Origin of the sequence: Pseudomonas sp. M47T1 (assembly GCF_000263855.1) — a bacterium.
Classification (GTDB): domain Bacteria; phylum Pseudomonadota; class Gammaproteobacteria; order Pseudomonadales; family Pseudomonadaceae; genus Aquipseudomonas.
The window spans coordinates 34,985-60,603 of the sequence record NZ_AJWX01000036.1; the positions used below are offsets into that span (position 1 = coordinate 34,985).

Annotated in this window: 22 protein-coding genes; 5 read left to right on the top strand and 17 right to left on the bottom strand. The window is 63.4% G+C overall.

What is annotated here, in order from left to right:
- Nucleotides 1-208 precede the first annotated feature (208 nt).
- The 17 genes from PMM47T1_RS26365 to pseB form a co-directional block, all read right to left on the bottom strand.
- Nucleotides 209-1,612, bottom strand: coding sequence for a sigma-54-dependent transcriptional regulator (locus PMM47T1_RS26365; protein WP_008374892.1), 1,404 nt, complete (start codon nucleotides 1,610-1,612; stop codon nucleotides 209-211).
- Nucleotides 1,613-1,617: 5 nt separating this feature from the next.
- Nucleotides 1,618-2,808, bottom strand: coding sequence for a sensor histidine kinase (locus tag PMM47T1_RS26370; protein WP_238536661.1), 1,191 nt, complete (start codon nucleotides 2,806-2,808; stop codon nucleotides 1,618-1,620).
- Between the two features lie 251 nt (nucleotides 2,809-3,059).
- Complete coding sequence (locus PMM47T1_RS26375) at nucleotides 3,060-4,535, bottom strand: sigma-54 dependent transcriptional regulator (RefSeq protein WP_008374897.1); 1,476 nt, start codon at nucleotides 4,533-4,535, stop codon at nucleotides 3,060-3,062.
- Nucleotides 4,536-4,703: 168 nt separating this feature from the next.
- Complete coding sequence (gene fliT, locus PMM47T1_RS26380) at nucleotides 4,704-4,997, bottom strand: flagellar protein FliT (protein ID WP_043301558.1); 294 nt, start codon at nucleotides 4,995-4,997, stop codon at nucleotides 4,704-4,706.
- A 25-nt stretch (nucleotides 4,998-5,022) separates the two neighbouring features.
- Complete coding sequence (fliS, locus tag PMM47T1_RS26385) at nucleotides 5,023-5,418, bottom strand: flagellar export chaperone FliS (protein ID WP_008374902.1); 396 nt, start codon at nucleotides 5,416-5,418, stop codon at nucleotides 5,023-5,025.
- A 156-nt stretch (nucleotides 5,419-5,574) separates the two neighbouring features.
- Entirely contained in the window at nucleotides 5,575-7,059 is a 1,485-nt protein-coding gene (gene fliD / locus PMM47T1_RS26390) for a flagellar filament capping protein FliD (RefSeq protein ID WP_008374905.1), read from the bottom strand.
- A gap of 95 nt (nucleotides 7,060-7,154) precedes the next feature.
- On the bottom strand, nucleotides 7,155-7,535 hold the full coding sequence (locus PMM47T1_RS26395; RefSeq protein WP_008374907.1) for a flagellar protein FlaG: 381 nt from the start codon (nucleotides 7,533-7,535) through the stop codon (nucleotides 7,155-7,157).
- 73 nt (nucleotides 7,536-7,608) lie between these two features.
- The gene (locus tag PMM47T1_RS26400) at nucleotides 7,609-8,457 is read right to left on the bottom strand and encodes a flagellin domain-containing protein (RefSeq protein WP_008374909.1); all 849 of its coding nucleotides are present in this window, start codon (nucleotides 8,455-8,457) and stop codon (nucleotides 7,609-7,611) included.
- A 245-nt stretch (nucleotides 8,458-8,702) separates the two neighbouring features.
- Nucleotides 8,703-8,972: a hypothetical protein gene (locus PMM47T1_RS26405; RefSeq protein ID WP_008374911.1), complete on the bottom strand. Its 270-nt coding sequence runs from the start codon at nucleotides 8,970-8,972 to the stop codon at nucleotides 8,703-8,705.
- Nucleotides 8,969-10,261 carry a motility associated factor glycosyltransferase family protein gene (locus PMM47T1_RS26410; RefSeq protein ID WP_008374913.1) on the bottom strand — a complete coding sequence of 431 codons (1,293 nt, stop codon included), beginning with the start codon at nucleotides 10,259-10,261 and terminating at the stop codon, nucleotides 8,969-8,971. Before PMM47T1_RS26410 ends, PMM47T1_RS26405 begins: the two co-directional genes overlap by 4 nt.
- 59 nt (nucleotides 10,262-10,320) lie before the next feature.
- Nucleotides 10,321-11,517, bottom strand: a complete 1,197-nt coding sequence (locus PMM47T1_RS26415; protein ID WP_050990464.1) for a CgeB family protein — start codon at nucleotides 11,515-11,517, stop codon at nucleotides 10,321-10,323.
- Between the two features lie 202 nt (nucleotides 11,518-11,719).
- Complete coding sequence (locus tag PMM47T1_RS26420; RefSeq protein ID WP_008374917.1) at nucleotides 11,720-12,643, bottom strand: ketoacyl-ACP synthase III; 924 nt, start codon at nucleotides 12,641-12,643, stop codon at nucleotides 11,720-11,722.
- A gap of 249 nt (nucleotides 12,644-12,892) precedes the next feature.
- Nucleotides 12,893-13,945 carry a pseudaminic acid synthase gene (gene pseI, locus PMM47T1_RS26425; RefSeq protein ID WP_008374919.1) on the bottom strand — a complete coding sequence of 351 codons (1,053 nt, stop codon included), beginning with the start codon at nucleotides 13,943-13,945 and terminating at the stop codon, nucleotides 12,893-12,895.
- 5 nt (nucleotides 13,946-13,950) lie between these two features.
- Nucleotides 13,951-14,997 carry a UDP-2,4-diacetamido-2,4,6-trideoxy-beta-L-altropyranose hydrolase gene (pseG, locus tag PMM47T1_RS26430; protein ID WP_008374921.1) on the bottom strand — a complete coding sequence of 349 codons (1,047 nt, stop codon included), beginning with the start codon at nucleotides 14,995-14,997 and terminating at the stop codon, nucleotides 13,951-13,953.
- Nucleotides 14,994-15,695 carry a pseudaminic acid cytidylyltransferase gene (pseF, locus tag PMM47T1_RS26435; RefSeq protein ID WP_008374923.1) on the bottom strand — a complete coding sequence of 234 codons (702 nt, stop codon included), beginning with the start codon at nucleotides 15,693-15,695 and terminating at the stop codon, nucleotides 14,994-14,996. Before pseF ends, pseG begins: the two co-directional genes overlap by 4 nt.
- Nucleotides 15,692-16,852, bottom strand: coding sequence for a UDP-4-amino-4,6-dideoxy-N-acetyl-beta-L-altrosamine transaminase (gene pseC, locus PMM47T1_RS26440; protein ID WP_008374926.1), 1,161 nt, complete (start codon nucleotides 16,850-16,852; stop codon nucleotides 15,692-15,694). Before pseC ends, pseF begins: the two co-directional genes overlap by 4 nt.
- Complete coding sequence (pseB, locus tag PMM47T1_RS26445) at nucleotides 16,849-17,850, bottom strand: UDP-N-acetylglucosamine 4,6-dehydratase (inverting) (RefSeq protein WP_008374929.1); 1,002 nt, start codon at nucleotides 17,848-17,850, stop codon at nucleotides 16,849-16,851. The genes pseC and pseB overlap by 4 nt, the downstream gene beginning before the upstream one ends.
- Nucleotides 17,851-18,167: 317 nt before the next feature.
- On the opposite strand from pseB, the gene vioA reads away from it, so the two are divergent.
- Genes vioA through PMM47T1_RS26470 form a run of 5 tightly spaced genes read left to right on the top strand, consistent with a single transcriptional unit; the run spans nucleotide 18,168 to nucleotide 25,393 of the window.
- On the top strand, nucleotides 18,168-19,298 hold the full coding sequence (vioA, locus tag PMM47T1_RS26450) for a dTDP-4-amino-4,6-dideoxy-D-glucose aminotransferase VioA (protein ID WP_008374931.1): 1,131 nt from the start codon (nucleotides 18,168-18,170) through the stop codon (nucleotides 19,296-19,298).
- Complete coding sequence (locus PMM47T1_RS26455) at nucleotides 19,295-20,578, top strand: ATP-grasp domain-containing protein (protein WP_008374934.1); 1,284 nt, start codon at nucleotides 19,295-19,297, stop codon at nucleotides 20,576-20,578. Before vioA ends, PMM47T1_RS26455 begins: the two co-directional genes overlap by 4 nt.
- 10 nt (nucleotides 20,579-20,588) lie before the next feature.
- Nucleotides 20,589-21,053, top strand: coding sequence for an adenylyltransferase/cytidyltransferase family protein (locus PMM47T1_RS26460; protein ID WP_008374936.1), 465 nt, complete (start codon nucleotides 20,589-20,591; stop codon nucleotides 21,051-21,053).
- 33 nt (nucleotides 21,054-21,086) lie between these two features.
- Nucleotides 21,087-22,334, top strand: coding sequence for a CDP-glycerol glycerophosphotransferase family protein (locus tag PMM47T1_RS26465; RefSeq protein ID WP_008374939.1), 1,248 nt, complete (start codon nucleotides 21,087-21,089; stop codon nucleotides 22,332-22,334).
- A gap of 32 nt (nucleotides 22,335-22,366) precedes the next feature.
- Nucleotides 22,367-25,393, top strand: a complete 3,027-nt coding sequence (locus PMM47T1_RS26470) for a glycosyltransferase family 2 protein (RefSeq protein ID WP_008374940.1) — start codon at nucleotides 22,367-22,369, stop codon at nucleotides 25,391-25,393.
- Nucleotides 25,394-25,619: the final 226 nt, after the last annotated feature.

Genomic DNA, 25,619 nt, shown 5'->3' on the forward strand with positions numbered 1-25,619 from the left:
ACTCTCTCCGACGGCCCGCAATTTTTTGACACTGTTACAACGGATACAAAGGAGGTAGCAACAAGGGTGCCAGCTCCGGACCTGCATCACAAAAACCTTACACAACAATGCGCGAGCTGGCTTGCCAGCGGGCTTGTGATGGTTCAAAAGCTCGCTGGCAAGCCAGGCCCCACAGATCAGGTTGTGGCCGTTGTTTTAATTTCGATAATCAACTGGCGTACAGGCTGGCTTCCACGTCCATGCCGGCGTCGCGCATCTGCGCCAGTTTGTAGCGCAAGGTGCGCGGGCTGATGCCCAGGCGTTCGGCAGCTTCCTTGCGGCGGCCGCGCTCGGTGCGCAGGGTGTCGATGATCAGCTGGAATTCCCGGCGACGCAGGTCGTCGCCCAGGCCGCCAGCCGCTTCGGCGGGCAGCGCCGTCAAGGACTCGACAGCCACCGGCGCGCTGCGCACGATGGACAGTGCCGGCAACGGCGCCGCACCCACGGGGCCTGCCAGGCAGAAGTCCTCGGCCTGGATCAGCCCACCTTGTTGCAGAATCAGCGCACGCTGAATGGCATTGTCCAGCTCACGTACGTTGCCTGGCCACGGGTAGCCGACCAGGCACGCCTGGGCTGCCGGCGCCAGCCGCACGGCAGCATGCTTCATTTTATTGACGTGCTTGGCCAGCAAACGGTCGGCCAGCGGCAGAATGTCGGCGGTGCGCTCGCGCAACGGGCGCCAGGCCAGCGGGAACACCGACAGGCGATAGTACAAGTCTTCACGGAAACGCCCCGCCGCCACTTCCCCGGCCAGGTCACGGTTGGTGGTGGCCACCACGCGAATGTCCAGGGCAATCGGTTTGCGCGCCCCTACCCGCTCCACTTCACGCTCCTGCAACACCCGCAGCAACTTGGCCTGCAAGCCCAGGGGCATTTCCGAAATTTCGTCGAGCAGCAAAGTACCGCCATCGGCCTGCTCGAACTTGCCGGCCTGGGCCGCGATGGCACCGGTGAACGAACCCTTTTCATGGCCGAACAGCGTGGCTTCGAGCATGTTGTCGGGAATGGCCGCACAGTTGATGGCAATGAACGGCTGGCTGGCCCGATTGGACTGCTGGTGAATGTAGCGCGCCAGCACTTCCTTGCCAGTGCCCGACTCGCCGGAAATCAGCACGGTGGAGTCGCTGCGCGCCACGCGCGCGGCCAGCTCCAACAATTTCGCGCTGGCAGGCTCAACCGCCACCGGCCCTTCGCTCTCGGTAGCGCCCAGGCAACCCAGGGCATGACGCGCCACCAGATCCAGCAGCGCCTTGGGCACAAACGGTTTTACCAGGTAATCGGCGGCACCGGCGCGCATGGCTTCCACGGCGCGGTCCACCGCTGCATGGGCAGTCATCAATAGCACCGGCAACTGCGGCTGGCGGCTGCGCAATTGGCACAGCAACTGGTGACCGTCCATGCCCGGCATGTTGACGTCACTGATGACCATGCCGAACACCTCGCTGGCCACGGCCAGCAACGCGTCTTCAGCGGTACCTACGGCGCGGTAGTCGTAGCCGCCCAATTCCAGGGTATCGCCCAGCGCCTCGCGCAGGGCCCGATCATCCTCGACCAGCAGTACCTTGATGGCCATCAGCGTTACTCCTGCACCGCACGGGTATGGATCAGTGGCAACGTCACCACTGCACAGGTACCGCGCCCCAGCCGCGAACGAATCGCCAACTCGCCCTGGTGGGCGCGGGAAACGGCCTTGACCACCGCCAGGCCGAGGCCGGTGCCGGTGGTCTTGGTGGTGAAAAATGGCTCGCCCAGGCGCGCCAGCACGGCGGGCACGATGCCGCTGCCGTTGTCGCTGATGGCCAGGCGCAGCTGGTGATCGCGGGCATACAAGTGAATTTTCAGGTGCACCTGGCCCGGGCTGGACTGTATCGAGTTCTCGATCAGGTTGAGCAAGGCGCCCACCAGCGTGTCGCGGTTGCACAGCAACTCACCCACCGGGCAATCGAACTGCCAGCGCACCGCCAGGTCTTGAAGATGGGTGTGGGCGGCGGACTGCAAGGCTTCAAACAGCGCGCGCGGGGTCAGGCGGTCGCTCAGCGGCAGCTCGCCCCGGGCGAACACGAGCATGTCGCGAACCTGGTGTTCCAGCTCATGCAGGCGCTCCTTGAGGCGCCCGGCAAAGCGCTGCTGGGTTTCCACCGGCAAGGCTTGCTCCGTCAAATGACTGGCATACAACAATGCCGCCGACAGTGGCGTACGAATCTGATGGGCCAGGGAAGCCACCATGCGGCCCAGGGACGAGAGGCGCTCGTGACGAGCCAGTTGATCTTGCAGGCGGCGGGTTTCCGTCAAGTCCGTGAGCAACACCAGTTGCCCGGGCTCAGAACCCAACGAACGAGTGGCGATAGACAGGCGGCGGCCGTCCTTGAGGGAGATTTCATGGCCATCGTCCTCGCGCGGGGCGAAGCAGCGGGCAATCACCTGGCGCCACAGCACGCCATCCAGCGGCTCGCCAAGCAACTGGCGCGCCGCCGGGTTGGCTTCGCACACCACGCCGTGGGCATCGATGACGATCACGCCGCCCGGCAGCAGGTCGAGCAAGTGCTGCAGGCGGTTCGCCAGGCGTTCCTTCTCGGCCAGCTCGGCCATGCGCTGGGCGCTGACCACGGCCAGCTCACCCTTGAGCTCGGCCACGCGGGCCTCGAGCATGCTGTAGGAATCGCTGAGCTGGGTCGACATCTGGTTGAACAGTGCAAACGCCTGCTCAAGGCCCAGCCGGCTGGTCTGTTCAACAGAGGGCTGACCCTCGAGTTCAGGGGCAGTGGTCATGGGGGCGGCCTGTGGCATCGTGATCTCTCGCGTGGCATACCGTCATAAACGGGTATCGTGCCAGCTATGTAGCAATCGTCGTGCCGAATCATTTTGTGCGCGCCATCACAGCGCCAGAGATTGGCATCGACCCTGATACAAATCAAGGAAAGCCAGCGTAGACAAGGGGTTACAAGAGAGGGGGAAATGCGAAAAAAGATACAAAGCAGTTCGACCGGCGCGTCCGTGCGCCAGCCTGGGGAACTCAAGCGTCAATCATCTGTCTGGTCGTCGCCTTCACGCCGGCTCATGCCGTACTTGCGCATCTTCTCTACCAGGGTGGTACGGCGGATACGCAGGCGCTCGGCGGCACGCGCCACGATACCGTTGGCATCGTCCAACGCTTGCTGAATCAGCCCCTGCTCCAGGCCACCGAGGTAGTCCTTGAGGTCCAGGCCTTCGGGCGGCAGCATGGCGCCAGTGGTGAAGTCCGGCGTATGGCCATTGATGGCCACGCGTTCCTCCAGGTCACTGCGCAGGCTGTCGACCAGTTGCTCGTCTTCGTCGTCCACGTAGCGGAATTTCTTCGGCAGCTCGGCAACTCCGATCACCCCGTACGGATGCATGATTGCCATGCGCTCCACCAGGTTGGCCAGTTCGCGAACGTTGCCCGGCCAGCCATGACGGCACAGCGACATGATGGCCGCAGAGTTAAAGCGAATGGAACCGCGCTTTTCATGCTCCATGCGCGAGATCAGTTCGTTCATCAACAGCGGGATGTCTTCCACGCGCTCACGCAGTGGCGCCATCTCGATGGGGAACACGTTCAGGCGGTAATAGAGGTCTTCACGGAAGGTGCCGACCTCGATCATGCTTTCCAGGTTTTTGTGCGTGGCGGCAATGATGCGCACGTCAATGCTCTGGGTCTTGTTGCTGCCCACGCGCTCGAAGGTGCGCTCTTGCAGCACACGCAGCAACTTGACCTGCATGGGCAGCGGCATGTCGCCGATTTCGTCGAGGAACAGGGTACCGCCGTTGGCCAGCTCGAAACGACCGGCACGGCTGGTGATGGCACCGGTGAAGGCGCCCTTCTCATGGCCGAACAGTTCGCTTTCCAGCAACTCGGCCGGGATAGCGCCGCAGTTGACCGGCACGAAGGGCGCGTCACGGCGCTTGGAATGGTAGTGCAGGTTGCGCGCCACCACTTCCTTGCCGGTGCCCGATTCGCCCAGGATCAATACACTGGCGTCGGTGTCGGCCACCTGCTGCATCATCTGGCGTACGTGCTGGATGGCACGGCTGGTGCCTACCAGGCTGCGGAACAGGTTGGGCTCGCGTTGACGACCGCGCTCGCGGGCCTGGTCGTACATTTCGCGATAGACCTGGGCGCGGTGCAGTGAATCCAGGAGCTTGCTGTAGCTGGGCGGCATTTCCAGGGTGGAAAGCACGCGCCGGCGCAAGTCGTCCGGCAGGTCGCCAGGGGCTGCGTCACCTAAAAGCAGCACCGGAAGGAACTCATCCCACCCGGCAATGGTCTTAAGCAAGCCTTGAAGGGTACCGGGGGCGTTGACAGTCCCTACCAGGACGCAAAGCACTTCCCGATTCGACGACAACGAGTCGACAACCTGGCGCCAGTCGGAACTGGTGCAGGGCAAATTTTCTTCGCCGAGAAAATTTAGAATCACCGCCAGATCCCGGCGGCGAACGCTATCGTCATCGATTAGCAGAATTTTGGTTTCACGCCACATGCAATAGCAACTTCCCTAGTCAACTCGATGCCCGCAATGGGCAAGCTAGACGTTCATTTGGTCGGTAACAACCTATAGACGCCTGAAGAAAGTAAACAGCTACTAGTTAAGTCAAAAAAGCGAATACAGTCAAATTTATGGCGCATTACTTCTGATCAACCGAGCAAATTAACGGAACAGATGGTAAACCTTTGCAGCGTTGTGCGCATGTTTCAGTTGTGACATCTCGTCGACTATTGCCTTGCGCTCGCCCTTGCTGGCTTCCAGCAACTGCCGATACACGGCCAGCAGCCCTTCCAATTTGCTCCGAAGTTCGTCCTCGTTGGGCTGGTCTTCCACCGCCAGGGCGTCGACGCAGGCGCGGCACTGGCGATCCAGCTCGCGAATGGCTTCCCAATCGCGCGCCGCCAGGGCGTCGCTCAGGGCCAGACTGGTGTGTTCAATACGTTGCAGTGCGCTCATGTCGACTTCCTCGGACATTTTGGCCTTACTCGACGGTTGCGATGGCATCCCAGCCACTCTTGACGGTAATCAGCAGCTTGGCAACCTCATCGATCATTTCCGAATCGTTCTTGCGGTTGGCTTCGCCCAGGCGCTGCATCATGTAAGCATACAGGGCATCCAGGTCTTGCAGGGAAGCCGGGTCGCCACCGCTTTTTTCGGGATCGAGGCCGGTACGCAGGCCGCCGATGATTTCAATGGCCTTGCTCAACATGAGGCCCTTTTGCGCGATCTGGCCGCGGCTGAGCGCGCCCTTGGCTTGTGCCAGGCGATCGAGACCACCCTCCATGAGCATCTGCACCAGGCGGTGCGGGCTCGCTTCGGAGGTCTGCGCCACAGAACTGACCTTCTGATATTGGCGAAGGGCTTTCATGGGATTCATGTTGCTTCCTCGTTACACGTCAACAGTGATGTGTGTTGCATGACCATTGTGTCGACTGGCCTGCAAAAAACTTTAGGGCGCCGTGGCGGCGGGCTGAAACGACAAGGCCCGGATCGCCTGTGACGGCGGTTCCGGGCCCGGTGCAGCATGGCGTGATCAGCTCGACGACTTGGTGTTCAAGGCGTTCAGGGTGGTCATGACGCTAGTGCTGGTGGCGTTCAGCTGGGCCACCAGGGTGTCCATCTGGGTGTACTTGGCCGTCAGCGTGGTGGTCAGAGCATCCATGCGGGTGTTCAGGTCCGTTTGCTGGTCGTTCAAGTCTGTGGTGGTGGCCGCATAAGCCTTGATCCGGGTTGCCAGGATGCCGCCAGTTTCAGTGTACGGCGTGATCACCGACGTCAGGCGGCTCAGCAACCCATCAGTACCCACGAACAGACCGGCAACGTTGCCAGCGTTAGTGGTCATGGCGGTATCCCACTTGGTGCTATCCATCAGCAGGGTGCCATCTTCCTGCGTGGTGATACCCAACTGCGAAAGAACGCTCAAGCTGCCGCTAGTGGTACTGGTCTTGGTCAACTGCCCCTGGATCGAAGCCAGCAACGAGCGAATACCCGAGTCACCGGTCAGCGCGCCGGCAGTGGTAGTGGCCGAGGTGCTGGTACTGTCGGTTGCGCCAGTGGCGGTTACTGCGGTTTGCGCAGTCACGGCCAGCATCAGGGCGTTGTAGGCGCTGACGAACGAGGTGACGGACGTCTTCATGTCGTCGGTGCTGGAACCAACGGTGATAGTGCTGGTGGCAGGCGTGACAGTACCGTCACTGGCCGTGGTACCACCACCGGCCAGGGTGATGGTCACGCCGCTGATCGCCCCGGTCAGGGTATTGCTGGAGCTCTTCATATCATCCAGGCCATCGATCGAATAGATCGCGTCCTGAGGCAGGTTGCCCAGGTAACCGGCACCGCTGCTGGAGCCCGCCACGGTACCGTCTACCGCCAGCGCATCGATACCACTCACGGACAGACCCGTGTTGGCACCCGTGTTGGTGGACGACAGCACCAGGCGCGAAGCACCGGTGGAGTCGGTCACCAGGTTGGCGGTGACGCCGTTGGATTGCAGCTGCGTGTTGATCGCATCGCGCACGCCGGACAAGGTGGTGTTGGCCGCCAGCGAGACACTGTAGGAGGTACCGTTGGCCTGGGCGATGGTCAGCGTGGTGGCCGCGGTGTTCATCACCGTGGTCGCGCCGCCACTGACCGCCGCAGTGGTAACCTTAGAACCGGTCGCCAACTGGGTCACGGTCAGGTCATAGGTACCGGCCGCCGCAGTGTTGCTGGAGGTTGCGGTCGCCACCGACGTATTCGAGGAGGTCGCCGCCAGGCCGATGAACGAGTTGGTGTCGTTCAGTGCCGCCATCGCAGTGGTAAAGGTTGTCAACGCAGTACTGACGGTACTGACCGCAGAGCTCAATGCAGCGGTAGTCGAAAGCTGCGCAGTGATCTGGTCTTGCTTCGGCGCCTTTTGAGCGTTTACCAGGGCCTCGACGATGGAGGCAGTGTCAATACCCGAACCGACGCCGCTGACGGTGATGCCACCCGAACTGCTGACTGAGGTCGTGCTCGTGGTGCTGGAAGTAGTGGTCATTGGTTGAACTCCCGTTCCGGCGGCTGTCGGCTTTTTGACAAAACGCCTATCGTAAGCTGATTTCTACAAATTCAAACAAATCTCGTGCCAACGGCTCAGACTTGCGTGTCGAACAGCATACTGTTGCCGTCCTTGAGACTTTGCGCCAATTTCAAGGCGGTTTCGGAAGGAATCTGCCGAACCACTTCACCCGTTTCGGTGGCGATGACCTTGACCACCACTTGGTGGGTTGTATCGTCAATGGAGAACTGTAGGTTGCGCTGATTGGCGTCAACGAAAGCCTGCATGTCCTTCACTGCTTTGTCCAATTCTGCCCGCTCCGGCTTTTTGCCGGCGTCGGTGCTGGTGCTGCTGGTCTTGCCATCGGTCGCGGTGGCGGTGGTCGCCGCTGCGGTGGCTGGCGCGGCTGCGCTGCTGGCCGCCGTCTGCGTCGCAACCTGGGGGTAAGACGCGTTCAACTTGACGCTCATGTCCATGTCCGTCACCTCGAAAATGTGAAAAAACGAAAGGGCACTCGTGAGCACCCTTCCGTTCAACTAGCCGTTGCTATTACTGAAGCAGTTTCAGTACAGCGGATGGCAGTTGGTTGGCTTGCGACAGGATCGCGGTGGAAGCCGACTGCAGAGTTTGTTGCTTGGTCAGTTCAGCAGTTTCAGCAGCGAAGTCAGCATCCTGAATGGTCGAACGCGAAGCGGTGGCGTTCGAAACGATGTTGTTCAGGTTGGAGATGGTGCTGGCGAAACGGTTTTGCTTGGCACCCAGGTCAGCACGAGCGCTGTTGATGGTGGACAGGGCGGCGTCGATAGCGGAGATCGAGGCGTCGATCGCGCTGTGAGCCACGTCGTTGCTGGTACCCGAGATCGAAGTCGACGACAGACCCAGGCCGCTGGCCGAGAAGTTGCCGGTCAGGGACAGGGTGATGTGCTGGTCGGAACCAGTCATCGCGCCAACCTGGAATTCCAGGGTCGAAGCCGAACCGTCCAGCAGTTTCATGCCGGTGCCGAAAGTGGTCGACGTCGAGATACGAGTCAGTTCCTGGCTCATCTGCGAGTATTCGGCGTTCAGCGAGGTACGGTCAGCGGTGCTGTTGGAGTCGTTTCGCGACTGGACGGCCAGTTCACGCATACGTTGCAGAATGTTGGTCGACTCTTGCAGAGCGCCTTCAGCGGTCTGAGCGATCGAGATACCGTCGTTGGCGTTTTTGGTCGCCATGGTCAGGCCGTTGATCTGAGTGGTCAGACGGCTGGCGATTTGCAGGCCAGCGGCGTCGTCTTTGGCGCTGTTGATTTTCAGGCCGGAAGACAGGCGAGTCATAGCGGTGGACAGGGAGCTGGCGGCGTTGTTCAGGTTGTTCTGAACGGTCAGCGAAGCGATGTTAGTGTTTACAGTCAAAGCCATGACGAAATTCCTCGATGGGTGGGTGCAGCGGCTTCCGGCCCTGGCAACCGCCGGGTGTGGCCTAGAGAACCTTCGTAATAGTTATCGTCGTGATGGGAAGTTGCTTGAGGGCTTTTTTCGAAAAAAAACGCCATCAGTACGCCACCCCTTGTAAACCGGGCCTTGCAGGCCACCTGACGACGCCTTTACCGGCACCCGCCCACGTATCGCTTGTGACACACATCACATTTTTCGGCGCTTTGCGCTCAGGACTCCCCACCCTGCCGCATCAGCTCCAGCAACTCATACTCAAGGTAATCCGCCACCCCCAACCAATCCTGGCCTTCCTGACACGCCAGGACCTGGCCGAGCACCGCGCCCCACTGCTGTTGCAGGGCCGCAGGCGTGCGATCAAACAGCGGCATCAGGCCACCGAACAGCTCGACCATCACCAGCGCCGCCTCTACATCACGCCCCAGGCGGAACAGATGAGCGCAGGCCACGGCCGGTTCCCGGTATTGCGCGAAACCGCTCATTGGCACCACTCCGGATCGAATCGCGTGCCGGCAATCATTGCCCCGGCACGGCTTGTATTGAAGAACGGCACCTGCGGGTGGCCGGCGATAAAGCGCTCAAGCTCCACCAGGTAACTGCGAAAGTTGAGCTGGGTGCGCACACGCTGGCCGTGGCCGTCGAGCACCCAGTGTTTGGCCGCCTGCAGTTGCGGGCCCAGGTCGCCGTCGTTCCAACCAGCGTGGGTTTTGTCGCCTGGGAAGGCGAAATCGGCGCCGAACAGGGTCACGCGCCCTGCCCCCATTTTCACCGCCAAATCCACCGCCGGGTGGATGACGCTGCCACCCACGTACAGGCTGGCCTTGGGCAGTTGTTCGCGCAGCTGCGCATACACCGGGCTGGCGCAATAGCCCACGTGGCGCGGCCCTCGCCAGCTTTCCAGCAGCGTGCGCGCCAGCAAGGGCAGGTACACCAGGCCAACCTGCTCGGAGCCTGCGGCCGGCAGGTGTCGCTCGCTGATGCGCTGGTCAATGCTCACCACCAGGTCGGGGACGATGCCATGGGCCAATAGCGGCCGGTAGGCGGTGTCCACGCAGATGAAAAATGGCCGCACGGCCTGTTCGCGCACGCGCTTGAGGCCGGCGAAATGCTGTTCCAGGCTCGGCCCGGTGGCAATGACGAAGCAGTCCCGCCCCGGCTGGCTGCCGAACAGCTGCGCCACGTCGGGATCGCGCTGCAACAACGGCACAGCCTGTTCAAGGCGCTGGGCAATCTCGGGGTCTTGCGCGGTGAACTCGCGGTTGTTGAAGGCCAGGTGCACTTCGCTGATAAGGCGGTCGCGAATCCTGGCGTTGTAGTCATCCGCCAGCACCAGTTCGGCAGGCAAGGCGAAAAACGGCAGGCAGATCTCCGCGTGGTCGCCAGCCATGACCAGTTCAACCCGCGGGTCCTTGAGCCAGTCGCTCTGGTCGAGGATCTGCACCACCAGGGCAAACACCGCGCTGTTGAGAATATGCACGGTCAGGCGCTGCAAGGCGGGCCGTTGCAGCAACTGCATCTGCAAGTCGCCCAGCCCTGTGCCGTACACGTGCACGTGCTGCGCATCGGCTGGCAGGGTAGCAGCCTGCAACTGCGCTTCGGCGCTGCGGTCATGGCGGCTGGTCAGTTGCACACCACTGATGCTCAGCGTGGAGCCCAGGCCTTCGACCAGTTGCGCCGGTACTGACTCGGGGTTCTCCAGTTGCAGGCGGTCGAACAGCAACGGCCAGCGCGTCTGCAAAAGGTGCGCATTGCGCTGGGGAATGTCGGTCATGGTCTTGCGGGCCTCGTGTGCACAGCCAGTAAGCGTATCAGAAGGATTTGCAGCAGGTGTCAGGGGTACCAACGGCTCAACGATGCGGGCTGCCCGGCGCGCACGGTCTGCACCGTGGTGAACAGGTCGATCATGCGTAGCAGGAAAGTATGGTGTTCGCGCAATGTAGACAGCCCTTGCGCCGCGATCGCCTGGCGCTCTTGCTCGTGGTCGAGGTAATAGGCGCAGATCTCCAGCAAGTCCTGGGTGTCGCGGAAGATCACCAGGTCCTTACCGTTGGTGAATAGCTTGTGCAGGTCCTGCTTGTCGTTGGTGACAAGGAAGCCCCCACCGCTGAGCACATCAAACACGCGCATGGGCAGCCCGTATTCCACGAAGGAACGGCTCAGGTTGAGGTTGATTTTTGAGCGCTGGAATATTTTCGGCATCTGCTCGAAATGGTCGGCATGCCCGGCGTAGCAGCCAATCTGCCCCTGCCATTCGGCATTGCCGTACACGCGCAGCGCAAAGCGCGCTTCCAGTTGGCGAGCCAGTTCGATGCGCTCCCGCCAGGAGTGCTCGCGGCCCAGCAGATAGGCCAGTTTCTCGGCCTTGCTCAAGTAATGCTCGCCCGCCAGCGGGTAGCCCGACTCACTGGTAACCTTGGCAATCAGCGCCTCATCGATCTGCTCGTCCAGCTGGAAAAGCTCGGTGGGCCTGGCCAGCGAATCGATCAGTGCAGTGCAGCGCGCCCGGGTGCTTACCGACAGCTTGGGCTGGATGAGTGTCCCGTATTCGGTGGCGGTGAGATTGGCCACGAAGCTCACGTCACACGCCAACCCGGCGTCCTCGCCGCTTGGAGCAATCTGGGCGATGCGCTCGACGTTGGCGGCAACGGGCAAGTGATACACCTGCCCAACGCCCCGCCCCCTCAGCCGCAGCGCAATGGCAGCGTCGTAAAGGAAGGTGAAACTGTGCGGATTGTTGATGGCGCCGTCGTAGATCGGGTAGCACGGGGTGTCGATGACCCAAGCCAGGTAACAGACCTTCAGCAGCTCGCAGACTTCGCAAATGTAGCGGTTGAAATTGATGGTCAGCACATAGTCCGGCTGACGGGTCATCAGCGCCATGACATTGTCTTCGGTCACGGGCAAGCAGGTGACACGGAACCCGAGGGTACGCAGGGCATCGGCACAGTCGCGGGAAACCACGGGAGACTCGAAAACCACTACATGGGCGGCTGTGGCATCCGTCGGCTGGGGGTGTTCGGTATTCACGGCAACTTCCTGCAAGGTGGCCTGGTGCGACGTACACCAGGCGAACACCTACAGTATCGGCAGGTTGGTGAAGCTATTTAGCTAGATCCGCAGGAGCTGCCGATAGGCTGCGAAAAAGTTCGCAGGACCTTCGGCGGTGTGGTGCCGATCACAGGCCCGCTGCGCGCGCCTTCGCAGCCTGGCGGGGGGGGTGCAGGCTGTGTCAGCGATACAGAATCGCCGAGCCCCACGACAGGCCCACGCCGAAACCACTGATGGCCACGCGTTTCCACTTGGCGTCCATCACGTGTTTTTCCAGCAACAACGGCACGCTGGAGGAGACGGTGTTGCCGGTCTCGACCATGTCCTTGATGAACTTCTCCGGCTCTTCCTCGAAGCGCCGTGCCACGGCGTCGACGATGGCCGCGCTGCCCTGATGGATGCAGAAAGCGTCGATGTCGGCGGACTTCAGGCCCGACTCGTCCAGCAGTTCGTGCAGGTGCGCCGGCACTTTCAGCAGGGCGAAGTTGAACACCTGGCGGCCGTTCATGAAGAACACGCCGTCAGTGACCTTCAGGTGCGGTGCGCCCGAGCCGTCGGTGCCGAACTTGGCCTTGCCCAGTTGCCATACCGCGTCTTCACCCATCCAGGTGGCGGTGGCGGCATCACCAAACAGCATGGTGGTGTTGCGGTCTTCAGGGTCGACGATTTTCGAATACGGGTCGGCGGTGACCAGCAGGCCGTTTTTCAGGCCCGCAGCTTCCATGAAGCCCTTCATCGCGTAGATGCCGTACACGTAGCCCGAACAGCCCAGGGAAATGTCGAAGGCCGCGACGTTGGTCGGCAGGCCCAGCTTGTCCTGGACGATGGCCGCGGTGTGGGGCAGGCCCTCTTCGTCACCGTTCTGGGTGACCACGATCAGCGCGTCGATGGACTCGCGTTTCAGCTCGGGGTTATTCGCAAACAGCGCGTTGACCGCCTCGACGCACAGGTCGGAGGTTTCCTGGCCAGCGTCTTTGCGCGGCAGGAAAGCGGAGCCGATCTTGCCCAGGATGAACTCTTCGTCCTTGGCAAATTTGGCACCCTGGGCGTAGTTATCAAGGCCTTCGGCAGGCACGTAACTCGCTATGCTTTTTATGCCAATCATTATGGCTTCCCAATAATAAAGAGCTAAATATCACCGCTCGCATGATCGAGGGGCGCCAACAAAACCGGGATTCATATCGCCCGCAAAGGGGCGAAAACGGGCGATGCCGGGGCCATGCACCATGGCCGACCAGAGGCTCTGCGCCGTCATCACCCAACAACAGGTTACAGTGAAGATGCGCGTTATGACTCATAGGTCACGTTGATTCAACATGAATTCGTGTTTTTTGGCCATGCCTTAAGCGACTGTTCAGTCAATCATTGACCAGTCCAGCGCCATGCCGCGTGCCAGAGGGCGCCGGGCGGCGCGGCCAAGCACGGTGTCCAGGTGCCGTGGGGCCAGGCCCAGGCCCGGACGAATGGCACGCACGTTGTCGCGGGTCAGCGGCTCGCCAGCGGCCACGTCGCGCACCACGTACAGGGAGCGGCGGTACACCAGCGACTTCTGCTCGGCCGTGGTGGCGCCGTATTGCACATGGCCCAGGGCCTGCCACGCGCGCTCGGTCTCGGTGACCAGGCTGGCCAGTTCCGCAGGTTCCAGCGAGAAGTTGGCGTCCACGCCGCCGGCGCTGCGGTCCAGGGTGAAGTGTTTTTCCACCACGCTGGCGCCCAGGGCCACCGCCGCCACGGCCGCGCCCACGCCCATGGTGTGGTCGGACAAGCCCACTTCGCAGCCAAACAGCTCGCGCATGTGGGCGATGGTGCGCAGGTGGGTGTTGAGCGGCGACGCCGGGTAGGTGCTGGTGCACTTGAGCAGGATCAGCTCGCGGCAACCGGCGGCACGGGCGGCGCGCACGCTTTCGTCCAGCTCGGCCACGGTGGCCATGCCGGTGGAAATGATCAGCGGCTTGCCAGTGGAGGCGGCCTTGCGAATCAGCGGCAGGTCAGTGTTTTCGAAACTGGCGATCTTGTAGGCCGGCACGTCCAGGCTTTCCAGGAAGTCCACGGCGGTTTCGTCGAACGGCGAGGAAAACCCCAGCATGCCATGGCTTTTCGCCCGCTCGAAGATCGGCCCGTGCCATTCCCACGGCGTATGGGCCTGTTCATACAACGCGTACAGCGAGGTGTCGGCCCACAGGCTGTCGGGGTCGCTGATGCGAAATTCGCCCTGGTCGATGTCCAGGGTCATGGTGTCGGCGGTGTAGGTCTGCAGTTTCAACGCGTGGGCACCCGCGGCCGCGGCGGCGTCGACGATGGCCAGGGCACGCTCCAGCGACTGGTTGTGGTTGCCACTCATCTCGGCGATGACAAAGGGCGGCGAGTCGAGGCCGATGGCGCGGTGGCCGATTTTGAAGCTGGGCATCAGGGTTATCCTTGGGACGGAGCGGCGGCGAACAGGGCCCAGGCCACGCGCAGTGCCCCCAGGCCATCCACCAACTGACGGGATTGGTTGGCCAGGGCCTGGCGGCGCTCGGCGTCGTCGAGCAGGCCGATCACGGCCTGGCGCAGGGCCTGAGAGCTCAGTTCGGCGGCCTCGCCCACGTAAACGTGGGCACCGGCCAGCGCCATCAGCTCGGCATTGGCCTGCTGGTTGTGGGCCACGGCCACACACAAGGTGGGCAGGCCCATGGCCGCGCGCTCCCAGGTGGTACCGCCGCCGGCGCCGACAAACAGGTCGGCGGTGGCCATCAGCGCCGGGAAGTCTTCGACAAAACCGTGCAGCGTCCAGTTCGGGCGCGTGGCTGCGTAGGCCTGCAAATGCGCCCAGTCGGGGTTGCCCAGGCCGGCGATGAAATCCACTTCCAGTCCGGCCACGCCGTCCAATGCCGCCATGGCCTTGAGCGTATGGCCGTTAGGGTCGAAGCCGCCGAAGTTGACCAGTACACGCTGCACGCGCGGGCGGATAGACACCCGCAGGGCCTCGAAGGCCGGGGCCAGCAGGGCGTGACGCGGGCCGAAAAAGGTCTTGCAGCCCGGCGCCAGCAAACCGGCGTAGGCCTCGGCGCTGGCAGTGAGGTTCTGGTCCAGCAGCACGTCGGCGCTGTGCTCGCGGTTGGCCAGGTCGTCGATGGCCATGACCCGCGCAGCGATGGCGCGCGCGGCGGTTTCCCAGCGCGCGTCCAGGCCGTAGTGGTCGACAATCACCCAGTCGAAGCGGCCGGCGCCCTTCAGGGCATCGATATCGGCTTGCCAGGGCAATAATGCCTCAATGTCATTGCTGCCCGGCCCCGGCCGCATGGCGAAGGTGCCCATGCCCTGGGCCGCCAGGTTGACCAGGCGATGCCCGGGCAAGGTCAGGCTGGCGAAGGTCACCTGGGCACCCTGCTTGCGCAGGCAATGGGCCAGGGTCAGGCAGCGGGCCACATGGCCACTGCCGATGGACTGCGACGCGTCGGCACGGATCAGCACCTTCACAAGGTCAACTCCCCAGCCGCCTTGAGGGCGGCAAACAGGTATTCGGCGCGACGCCAGTCTTCTGGCGTATCGATGTCTTGCACCCGGTGGCGCGGCAGCACCACCGGCACGCTGTGCCCGGCAAACATGGGCAGCCCCTGCAACCAGGCGTCACGCCGGCCCCAATAGAACTGGCCGGCGTCGTGCCAGGCGGGGGCCAGGTCCTGAGAGCGCATGGGCACGAACTCCGGGTACAGCGGCGCAACGCCGCCCTGCCCGTCCAAGCGCAAGGCGCGCTGCACCGGGAAGGCGAAACTGCACACCGAGAAGGCAAAGCACTTGTCGCCATCGGCCTGCAAGGCCATCAGCCCCTGCAGCAGGTCCCAGGCTTGCAGCAGGGGCGCCGTGGCGTAGATGCAGCAGGCCAGGTCGTGGGCGCTGCCCAAGGCCTGCAAGGCGTGCTGGATGACGGCCGTGGTACCGGTGTGATGATCGGCCAGGTTCGCGGGCCGGCGAAACGGCACCTGGGCGCCGTGGGCGCGGGCCACCTCGGCGATTTCATCGTCGTCGGTGCTCACCACCACTTCATCGAACAGGCCGCTGGCCAGGGCCGTGCGGATGGACCAGGCGATAATGGGCTGGCCGTCGAACAGCTTGAGGTTCTTGCGCGGGATACGCTGGCTGCCACCACGGGCCGGAATGATCGCCACGGTGCTCATGGGCAAAGAATCCGGCGCAGCGCGGCGACTACCTGGTCCTGCTCGGCGTCGGTCATGGCCGCGAACAACGGCAGGCTGATGGCCTCGCCGTAGTAATGCTCGGCCTCGGGGAAGTCGCCCACGGCAAAGCCCTGCTCGCGGTAATAGGGTTGCAGGTGCACCGGGATGTAGTGCAGCTGCACGCCGATGCCCGCCGTGCGCAGGGCCTCGAACACCTCGCGGTGGCCCAGGGCGATGCGCGGCAGGTTCAGGCGCACCACGTACAGGTGCCAGGCCGACTCGGCCTCGGGCTGGGCGCTGGGCAGGTTCAGCGCGAAGTCGGCCAGCAACTGGTCGTACCGCGCCGCCAGTTGTCGGCGACGGGCGACAAAGCTGTCCAGCTTGCTCAACTGCGACAGGCCCAGGGCGGCTTGCAGGTCGGTCATGCGGTAATTGAAGCCCAACTCCACCTGCTGGTAGTACCAGGGGCCGTGGCTGGGCTCGTCCATGTCTACTGCATCGCGGGTCATGCCGTGGCTACGCAGGCGCTTGAGCCGCGCGGCCAGCCCCGGGCTGTTGGTCAGGACCATGCCGCCTTCGCCGGTGGTGATGATTTTTACCGGGTGAAAGCTGAACACGGTCATCTGCGCAAACTCGCCGCAGCCTACGGGCCGCCCGGCATAGCGGGCACCCACGGCATGGGCGGCGTCTTCGATCAGGCAAAAGCCGTAGCGCCGCGCCAGCTCGGCAATGGCTCGCAGGTCGCAGCTCTGGCCGGCAAAGGCCACTGCGACTACCACCTTGGGCAAGCGCCCCTGCTGTTCGGCCATGGCCAGTTTGTCCGCCAGTTTGCCGGCGTCCAGGTTCAGGGTGCGGGGGTCGATGTCGACAAAGTCGACCTGGGCGCCGCAGTAGCGGCCGCAATTGGCCGACGCCAGGAAGGTGTTGGGCGAGGTCCACAGCCAGTCGTCTTCGCCCAGGCCCGCCGCCAGGCAGGCGATGTGCAGGGCCGCCGTGGCGTTGCACACCGCCACCCCATGGCCGGCCTGGCAATACTGGGCCATGGCGGCCTCGAAGCGTTCCAGGGTCGGCCCCTGGGTCAACCAGTCCGATTGCAGCACTTCGACCACCGCGTCGATGTCGGCCGCGTCGATACTCTGGCGGCCGTAGGGAATCACGGCTGCAGCTCCGCGTGCAGCGCGGCGATCTGCGTCACGTCAAGGAACTGCGGGTTGCTGTCGGAGCGGTACTCGAAGTCCTCGCCCACCGCCCTGCCCTGCTCGCCCAGGCCATCCACGGCGAAATCGACGTGGGTGTGGTTGAAGCGAATCGACGGCTGGATGGTGTAGTGGTCGTCGAATTCCAGTGTGGCGCGGGCGTCGTCCAGCGGCACCATCAGTTCGTGCAGTTTTTCGCCTGGGCGGATGCCCACCAGGGTCTGCGGCAGCTCGGGCGCCATGGCGCTGGCCAGGTCGACGATACGAATGGACGGGATCTTGGGCACGAACACTTCACCGCCGTGCATGCGCGCAAAGCTTGCGAGGACAAACTGCACGCCGTGGTCCAGGGTGATCCAGAAGCGCGTCATGCGCGGGTCGGTGATCGGAAGCTCGCGGGCCTTTTCGCTGATCAGCTTGCTGAAAAACGGCACCACCGAGCCACGGGAACCGGCAACGTTGCCGTAGCGGACCACGGCGAAGCGGGTCTGCTGTTCGCCGGCAATGTTGTTGGCGGCCACGAACAGCTTGTCCGACAGCAGCTTGGTGGCGCCGTACAGGTTGATGGGGCTGGCGGCCTTGTCGGTGGACAGGGCAATGACCTTCTTCACGCCATTGTCGATGGCGGCGGCAATCACGTTCTCGGCGCCATTGACGTTGGTGCGAATGCATTCGGTGGGGTTGTATTCGGCCGCCGGCACCTGCTTGAGCGCCGCGGCGTGAATCACGTAGTCAATGCCGCGCATGGCCACGCGCAGGCGCTCTGCGTCGCGCACATCGCCCAGGAAGTAGCGCATGCAGGGCGCATTGAACACCTGCTGCATTTCGTACTGCTTGAGCTCGTCGCGGGAAAACACCACCACGCGCTTGGGCTGGTACTGCTCCAGCAGGCGACGAATGAAATTGCGACCGAAGGAACCGGTACCGCCGGTAATGAAGAGGGATTTGCCGTTGAACATGCACAGGGTTCCTTGGATCGGAGTGGCGCGCAGGGACAAAATTCTGACCCAGGCCACGGTTTCGGTGATCCGAGCAAAATGCAGGCCATGTCTCGACAGCGAACATACACCCCCTGTGGGAGCTGGCTTGCCAGCGAGCTTTTGAACGGCCGAAACGCTCGCTGGCAAGCCAGCTGCCACACACATCACATCGCATTGTTCAACCAAACACTATCATTTGGCAGAGAAATTGCTGGTACCCCGGTGTCGACGCCTGGTGCCCGTTTATTGACGGCTCCCCACGCGCGCAGGACCTTCCGTGGAGCGCCCGCACAATCATGTCCAAAGTCATTCCGGTTACCAGCCCGCTTTTGCCTCCCCTGGAGGAGTTCATCCCGTACCTGGAAGAAATCTGGCAGACGCGTCGGCTGACCAACGCAGGCCCCTTCCACCAACAGCTGGAACAGGCCTTGGCCGAGTACCTGGGCGTGGAACACCTGTGCCTGTTCGCCAACGGCACCCTGGCGCTGGTCACCGCGTTGCAGGCGTTGCGCATCACCGGCGAGGTCATTACCACGCCCTACTCGTTCGTGGCCACCACCCACTCGTTACTGTGGAATGACCTGAAGCCGGTGTTCGTCGACATCGACCCGGTAACCTGCAACTTGGACCCGGCCAGCATCGAGAAGGCCATTACCCCGGCCACCAGCGCGATCCTGCCCGTGCATTGCTATGGCACCCCCTGCGACGTGGACGCCATCCAGACCATCGCCGACAACTACGGCCTGAAAGTGATCTACGACGCCGCCCACAGCTTCGGCGTGCGGCAGAACGGCACCAGCGTGTTGCGCCACGGCGACCTGTCGATTCTCAGTTTCCACGCCACCAAGGTGTTCAACACCTTCGAAGGGGGCGCCATCGTGTGCCCGGACGCCAAGACCAAGAAACGCATCGACTACCTGAAGAACTTTGGCTTCGCTGACGAAGTCACCGTGGTAGCGCCCGGCATCAACGGCAAGATGAGCGAGATCAACGCCGCCTTCGGCATGCTGCAGCTACGCCATATCGATGACGCGCTGGCCCGCCGCAAGCTGATCGATCAGGCCTACCGCCACGGCCTGGAAGGCGTGCAAGGCATTCGCCTGATGCACCGCAGCAGCGACCTGACCGCCAACTACTCGTACTTCCCGATTTTCATCGAGGCCAGCTACCCGCTCAGCCGTGACCAGGTCTACGACCTGATGCGCGAGCACGACATTCTGGCCCGTCGCTACTTCTACCCGCTGATCAGCGAATTCCCCATGTACCGCGGCCTGCCGTCAGCGGCCGGCGAATTGCTGCCCGTTGCAGAAAAAACCTCACGTCAAGTGCTGTGCCTGCCGATATATCCTGATCTGGCACAAGAAGTGGTGAGCACCATTTGCCACTTGTTGCGCCATCACGCACAGCCAACGGGAGTGCCGCGATGAACGTTCGTCAGGTCCTGGTGTTTCCGGCCGGTACCGAAATCGGCCTGGAAATTTTCCACGCCTTGCAATACTGCAAGGAAGTGCAACTGCACGGTGCCGGGCAACCTATCAGTAACCCGGCGCAGCTGGTCTACCCAGACTACCACGCCTTGCCGAGCATCTACGAAGCCGACTGGCTGCCGCAGCTGGTGAAGCTGTGCAAGCAGTTGAAGATCGATTACATCTTCCCGGCCTACGACGACGCCATCATTGCCCTGCATGAGGTGGCCGACCAACTGCCGGCCGTCATCGTCGGTGCCAGCCCCCAGGTGTGCAAACTGACCCGGCGCAAATCCAGCACCTATGCGCGCCTGCGCAACACCGTGCAAGTACCGCAGGTGTTCCAGCGCGCCGAAGACGTGGCCAGCTTCCCGGTATTCGTCAAGCCCGACCGTGGCCAGGGCAGCCAGGGCATTGCCCGCTGCGATGACGCTGCGGCCCTGCAACGGGCCTGCGCCGCACTGCCCGACCCGCTGATTTGCCAGTACCTGCCCGGCGAAGAATTCACCGTTGACTGCTTCTCGGACCGCGAGCGCGGCCTGCTGTACGCCTCGGCCCGTCGCCGCCTGCGCATTCGTAACGGCATCGCCGTCAACAGCGTCACCGAAGAGCTGCCCCAGGCCCAGGCCATGGCCGCGCGCATCAGCGATGAACTGAACATGCGCGGCGCCTGGTTCTTCCAGGTCAAGCGCGCGGTCGACGGCGCCCTGACCCTGCTGGAAGTGGCGCCGCGCATCGCCGGCAGCATGTCCACCAACCGCGTGCGCGGGGTCAATTTCCCGTTGCTGAGCATCTACGAACAGGAACGCGCACCGCTGGGCATCCTCGCCTACGAAGGCTGCGTGGAAGTAGACCGTGCCCTGGGCAACCGCTACCGCCATGACGTGCAGTACTCCACCCTGTACGTGGACCTGGACGACACGCTGATTTTCCGCGAGCAGGTCAACACCCAGGTGGTGAGCCTGGTGTACCGCGCCCTGAACCTGGGCCGCAAGGTGAAGCTGATTACCCGCCACCGTCACGACCTGCCGGCCACCCTGGCGCGTTATCGCCTGGCCGGCCTGTTCGACGAGGTGATCCACATCACCGACGGCCAGCCCAAGTCGGCGTTCATTCGTGAACCCGACGCCATTCTGGTGGACGACAGCTATGCCGAGCGCCTGGACGTGTCGCGCAGCTGCGGCATCCACACGTTCGACTGCAGCATGATCGAAATGCTGCTGACCAGCCCAGACCAGTGAGGACGGCGCCATGACCACGGTAATCACCTACGGCACCTTCGACCTGTTCCACGTGGGCCACGTGCATTTGCTGCGCCGCCTCAAGGGCCTGGGCGACCGCCTGGTGGTGGGCTGTTCCACCGACGAGTTCAACCATCAGAAGGGCAAGAAATCCATCGCCCCCTATGCCCAGCGCGTCGAGATACTGAAATCGGTGCGCTACGTGGACCACGTGATCCCGGAAACCCACTGGGACCAGAAACGCGGCGACATCCTGCGCGAAGGCGCACACATTTTTGCCATCGGCGATGACTGGGCCGGCAAGTTCGACGACCTCAGCGACATTTGCCAGGTGGTCTACCTGCCGCGCACTCGTGATATTTCGTCCACCGAAATCCGCCGCCTGGCCCAGGCCCTGCACGCCGACCAGATGCTCGAACTGCAGCGCGCCGTGGACCAGTTGCAGCGCGTGGTCGACCAACTGCAATCTCGATAAACACACAAGCAACACCGGGCTATGGAGCGTTGAATGCGTAAACTGGTTGCGGACCTGGTGGTACTTCCGCTGTGGCGCCTGATTGACCGCTGTGTGAGCAAGAACCCGCAGCGCTGGGCGTTCTGCGTCCATCACCTGAAGTCCGATCAGTTCGTTGAAAACGCCCGGGCGGTGTTCGAGTCGGTCAAGGCCGACCCCAGCCTGGAAAAGATCGTGTTCACTCGCGGCGTGCCGGTGACCTTCACCCTGGAAGGCGCCGTGAATACCCGCGTGCTCGACCTGCAGAGCCTGGCCGGGCTGTTTGCCCTGTGGCGCTGCAAAGTGCTGCTGGTGACCCACTCGGTGTCCATGGACCTATCCATGCGCTGGCCGCCCAAGCGCTTCAGCGTGGTTCGCCCGGCGCTCAAGCCGCGCACCATCATCAATCTGTGGCACGGCATTCCGCTGAAGAAGCTGCTGGCCCTGGCCAACGACGAAGTGCGCAAGCACACCGACCGCGTGGCCTTCCGGCGCATCGAGCGTTCGCACTACGCCGGCCTGATCACCTCGTCGGCCATCGACAGCCACGCCATGGCCACCATGTTCCACCCCATCACTTACGACCGCGTGTGGGTCACCGGCCTGCCGCGCAGCGACTTCCTGGTGATGCCGCGCCAGGCACTGCCCGGCTACCTGCGCGATGGCCTGGCCCGCGTGGAACGGATCAAGGGCGACAAGACCCTGATCGTCTACGCGCCCACCTACCGCCAAGTGACCGTGGCTGGCGCCGGCTACTACCAGTTCAGCGAGCAGGACGCCCAGGCTATCCGCGAACTGCTGGTGCGCCACAACGCGATCCTGGGCATCCGCCTGCACTACTTCAAGAATTCCAACGAGGTGTTCAACATCGAGCAGTTGATCGATGGCCAGCACATCGTCGAGCTCGACCACCAGCAGTTTCCCGACATCGCTTGCGTGCTGCGCGGTGCCGACCTGGTGGTGACCGACTACTCCAGCGTGTACATCGACGCCCTGTACGTAAACAAGCCGGTGTTCAGCTTTGCCTATGACCTTGAGCACTACCAGCAACAGCAGGACGGCGTGCTCTATGACCTGGACCTGGTGTTCCCCGGCCCCGTGGTGGCCACCCCGGGCGCGCTGGTGCAAGCCCTGGACCAGGAGCTGAGCGCACCTGCACAAGTGCACAGCGACCGCTACCGCATGGCCCGCACACTGTTTTTCGCCCACACCGACGCTGGTAACTGCCAGCGCGTGGTGGAACGCATCAGACAACTGGCTTGATCCCAGACAACTTCTTACAGGGTGGACAACTCATGGCCGGTCGGCTTCATCGCAAACCCGGGTTCCCGTACTACATCACCGCACCCGACTACCGCGACACGTCTGCGGGCATCCAGGTGCTGCACTACTTGTGCCACGCCCTCAACCTGCAGGGCCATGACGCCTGGGTGACCGGCTGCACGGTGACCAACCCGAACCTGAAGACACCGATCCTCACCGAGGATGTGCGCCACGAGCACATTCGCCAGGGCCGTACCGCCATTGCCGTGTACCCCGAGGTTTACCCGGGCAACATCCTCAATGCGCCGGTGTGCGTGCGCTACATGCTCAACCGCGAAGACGCGCTGGGCCAGGGCGCGGTCAATGCCGGCCCCGACGACCTGTTTTTCTATTTCCGCCCCGAGTTTCGCCCCAGCGACGAGCCGGTCAATGTGCTGACGTTGCCGTCCACCGACATGAGCCTGTTCGCCCCCGACGACAGCCGCGTGCGCACCAGCAACTACCTGTACCTGCACCGCCTGCCCGCAGAAGCGGTGAACTACGCCGAGCTGCCGGACGATATCCAGCTGCTGTCCATGGACAACCCGCTGACGCTGGTGCAGCTGGCCCACGCCTTCAAGGGCGCCAAGGCCTTGTACACCTACGAAGCCGGTTCCACGTGCACCAAGGCCCTGCTCAGCGGCTGCCCGGTAGTGGCCCTGAGCGCCCCCGGCCACGAATACCTGGCGGCCACGCAAAAGACCAGCGACGACCTGGGCGGCGGCTTTGCCTTCGATGACAGTGACGCCAGCCTGGACAAGGCCCGCGCCGAACTGCCGGCCATGCGCGCGTATCAACTGGGTGTCGAAGACCAGTTCTGGCAGCAACTGGACACCTTCGTCAGCCTCACCCAGGCCCGCGCCGCCATTGCGAATGCCCGCGACACCGGCTCGGTGGATGGCTGGCTGGCTGGCCGCGCGCCGATCCAGAGCCACAGCGAGCTGATTGACCAGTACCTGGAGGGCCACCCACAGGACGGCCGCCTGGGCATTGTCATAGTCGACCGCGAAGGCAACCTGGAGCCGGTCATCCAGACCCTGCAAAGCCTGGACAGCGACACCGCCCACTACGCCAACCTGGGCGTGCTGGTGCTGACCCCGCTGACCCTCGACCCGCAGCATTCCAACGCCGACCTGCAGTTCGTGACCTACGCGCCCGGGCAGCTGGAGCAGACCCTCAACGCCCAGCTCGACGGGTTTGCCTGCGCCTGGTTCATGCGCGTGGACGCTGGCGTGCGCTTCCTGCCCGCCGGCCTGCAGACCATGGCCCTGGAGCTGCTGGCCGCACCGGGCTGCCGAGCCATTTACGGCGACGAGTTCTACCGCGACAGTGCCGGCGACATGACCAGCGCCTACCGCCCCGGGTTCAACCTGGATTACCTGCTGAGCGCGCCCGCGCACATGAGCCGTCACTGGCTGTGGAACAAGGCCTGCATCCAGGCCATGGGCGGCTTTGACAGCGACTGCGGCAGCGCCAGCGAATTGGCGATGATCCTGCGCCTGGTGGAAGCCGAAGGCCTGGCGGGCCTGGGCCACGTCAACGAACCGTTGCTGGTGGCCGATGCGCCGTCGTGCGCGGCCGACCCGCAGGTGGAGGCGCTGTTGCACCGTCACTTGCAGGCGCGCGGATATGACTTGGCGCGGGTGGCTGCCCTTGCCGATGGCCACTACCGCATTCTCTACAACCTGCCCCATCGCCCGCGCACCACGTTGATGATCCTCGCCAACCAGCCACTGGCATTGCTGCAACGCTGCTTGGCCAGCGTGCTGGAAGTCACTGCCAATCCGGATTTCGATGTGGTGATGGTCGACGTACCGGGCACCACGGCCAGCACGCGCGCCTGGCTGTCATCCCTGGGCCGCGAATACGACTCGCGGGTATGGGTGGCGTCGCAGGCCCACCAGGGCAGCGACGTGGCCGCCGTCAACGCCACTGCCGCGGCCCTGAGCAACGACTACCTGGTGCTGCTGGCCGGCCATGCGCTGATTGAACAGCCGCAGTGGCTGGACAACCTGATCAACCACGCCGTGCGCGGTGAAGTGGCGGTGGTCGGGCCCAAGCTGGTGGACGCTCGCGGCAATTGCCTGAGCGCCGGCGTGGTGCTGGGCCTGGATGATATCGCCGGTCCAGCGTTCGCCAACCAGCCCAGCGATGCCCGCGGCTACCTGGACCGCTTGCGCGTAGACCAGAACTACAGCGCCGTGAGCGGTGACTGCCTGATGGTGCGCCGCGAGCTGTTCAACCAGCTCGATGGCCTGGATGGCCAAGGCCTGGGGCTGGCCGCCGCCACCCTGGACCTGTGCCTGCGCGCTACCCAGGCCGGCTGCCTGGTGGTGTGGACGCCGTTTGCCCAGGTGACTTTGCTGGACACCGTGCAGCCCTTGCCATCCGCTGCCGCCAACGAGGCCGCGCAACTGGAGCGTCGCACTCTGCAACAGCGCTGGTTACCGTTGCTGGCCGACGACCCGGCGTACAACCAGAACCTGCGCCTGGACGGCGGCGGCTTCCGCCCCGACTACCGTTTCAGCCGCGAATGGCGACGCATCGGTCAGGCCCTGTTGCCCCGTGTACTGTGCCAGACCGTCGGCACCAGCGACGACAGCCAGGTCAGCGCCCAGGTGTTCAAAGCCCTGCTGGAGCATAAGCGCCTGGAAGGCGTGGTGTGCCAGCCGTTGCTCGGCGCCCTGGAACTGCAGCGCTTTGCCCCGGACAGCATTGTCTATTCGTTGTCCCTGACCGACTCGGTGCGGCCTGAGCAACTGGCCGAACAGAGCGTGGTACCGGCCTTGCGGGTGGTGGACCTGAGCCACAGCATCGCCCAGGCCCTGGACCAGGGCCTGGACCTGCACGGCTACGTAGCAGCCATCACCCCGCAGTTGCAGGCCATTGCGGCGCTGGTGGACCGCATCGTGGTACCGGATGAAGAAGCGGCGCAGGCGTTGCGCAGCGTGCACAAGGATGTGCGCCAGTGGCATACGCCGGACCTGGAGAATATTGCCCGGCATTGGTTGGTGGCATAAGAAAAAAGGGGAGATCATTCGATCTCCCCTTTTTCCGCGGCGCCTGTGACGCGGCTTGCGCCGCTGTTATGGGAATTCTGGAGCACGTAGGGGCTGCCGCCAGGCCGTAGCTGCCGCAGGCTGCGGACCCGTGCGCAGCGGGCCGGCGATAGGCATGACACCACTGAAGGTCCTGCGGACCTTTTCGCAGCCTGGCGGCAGCTCCTACAGAAGGAGAGAAGTCGTA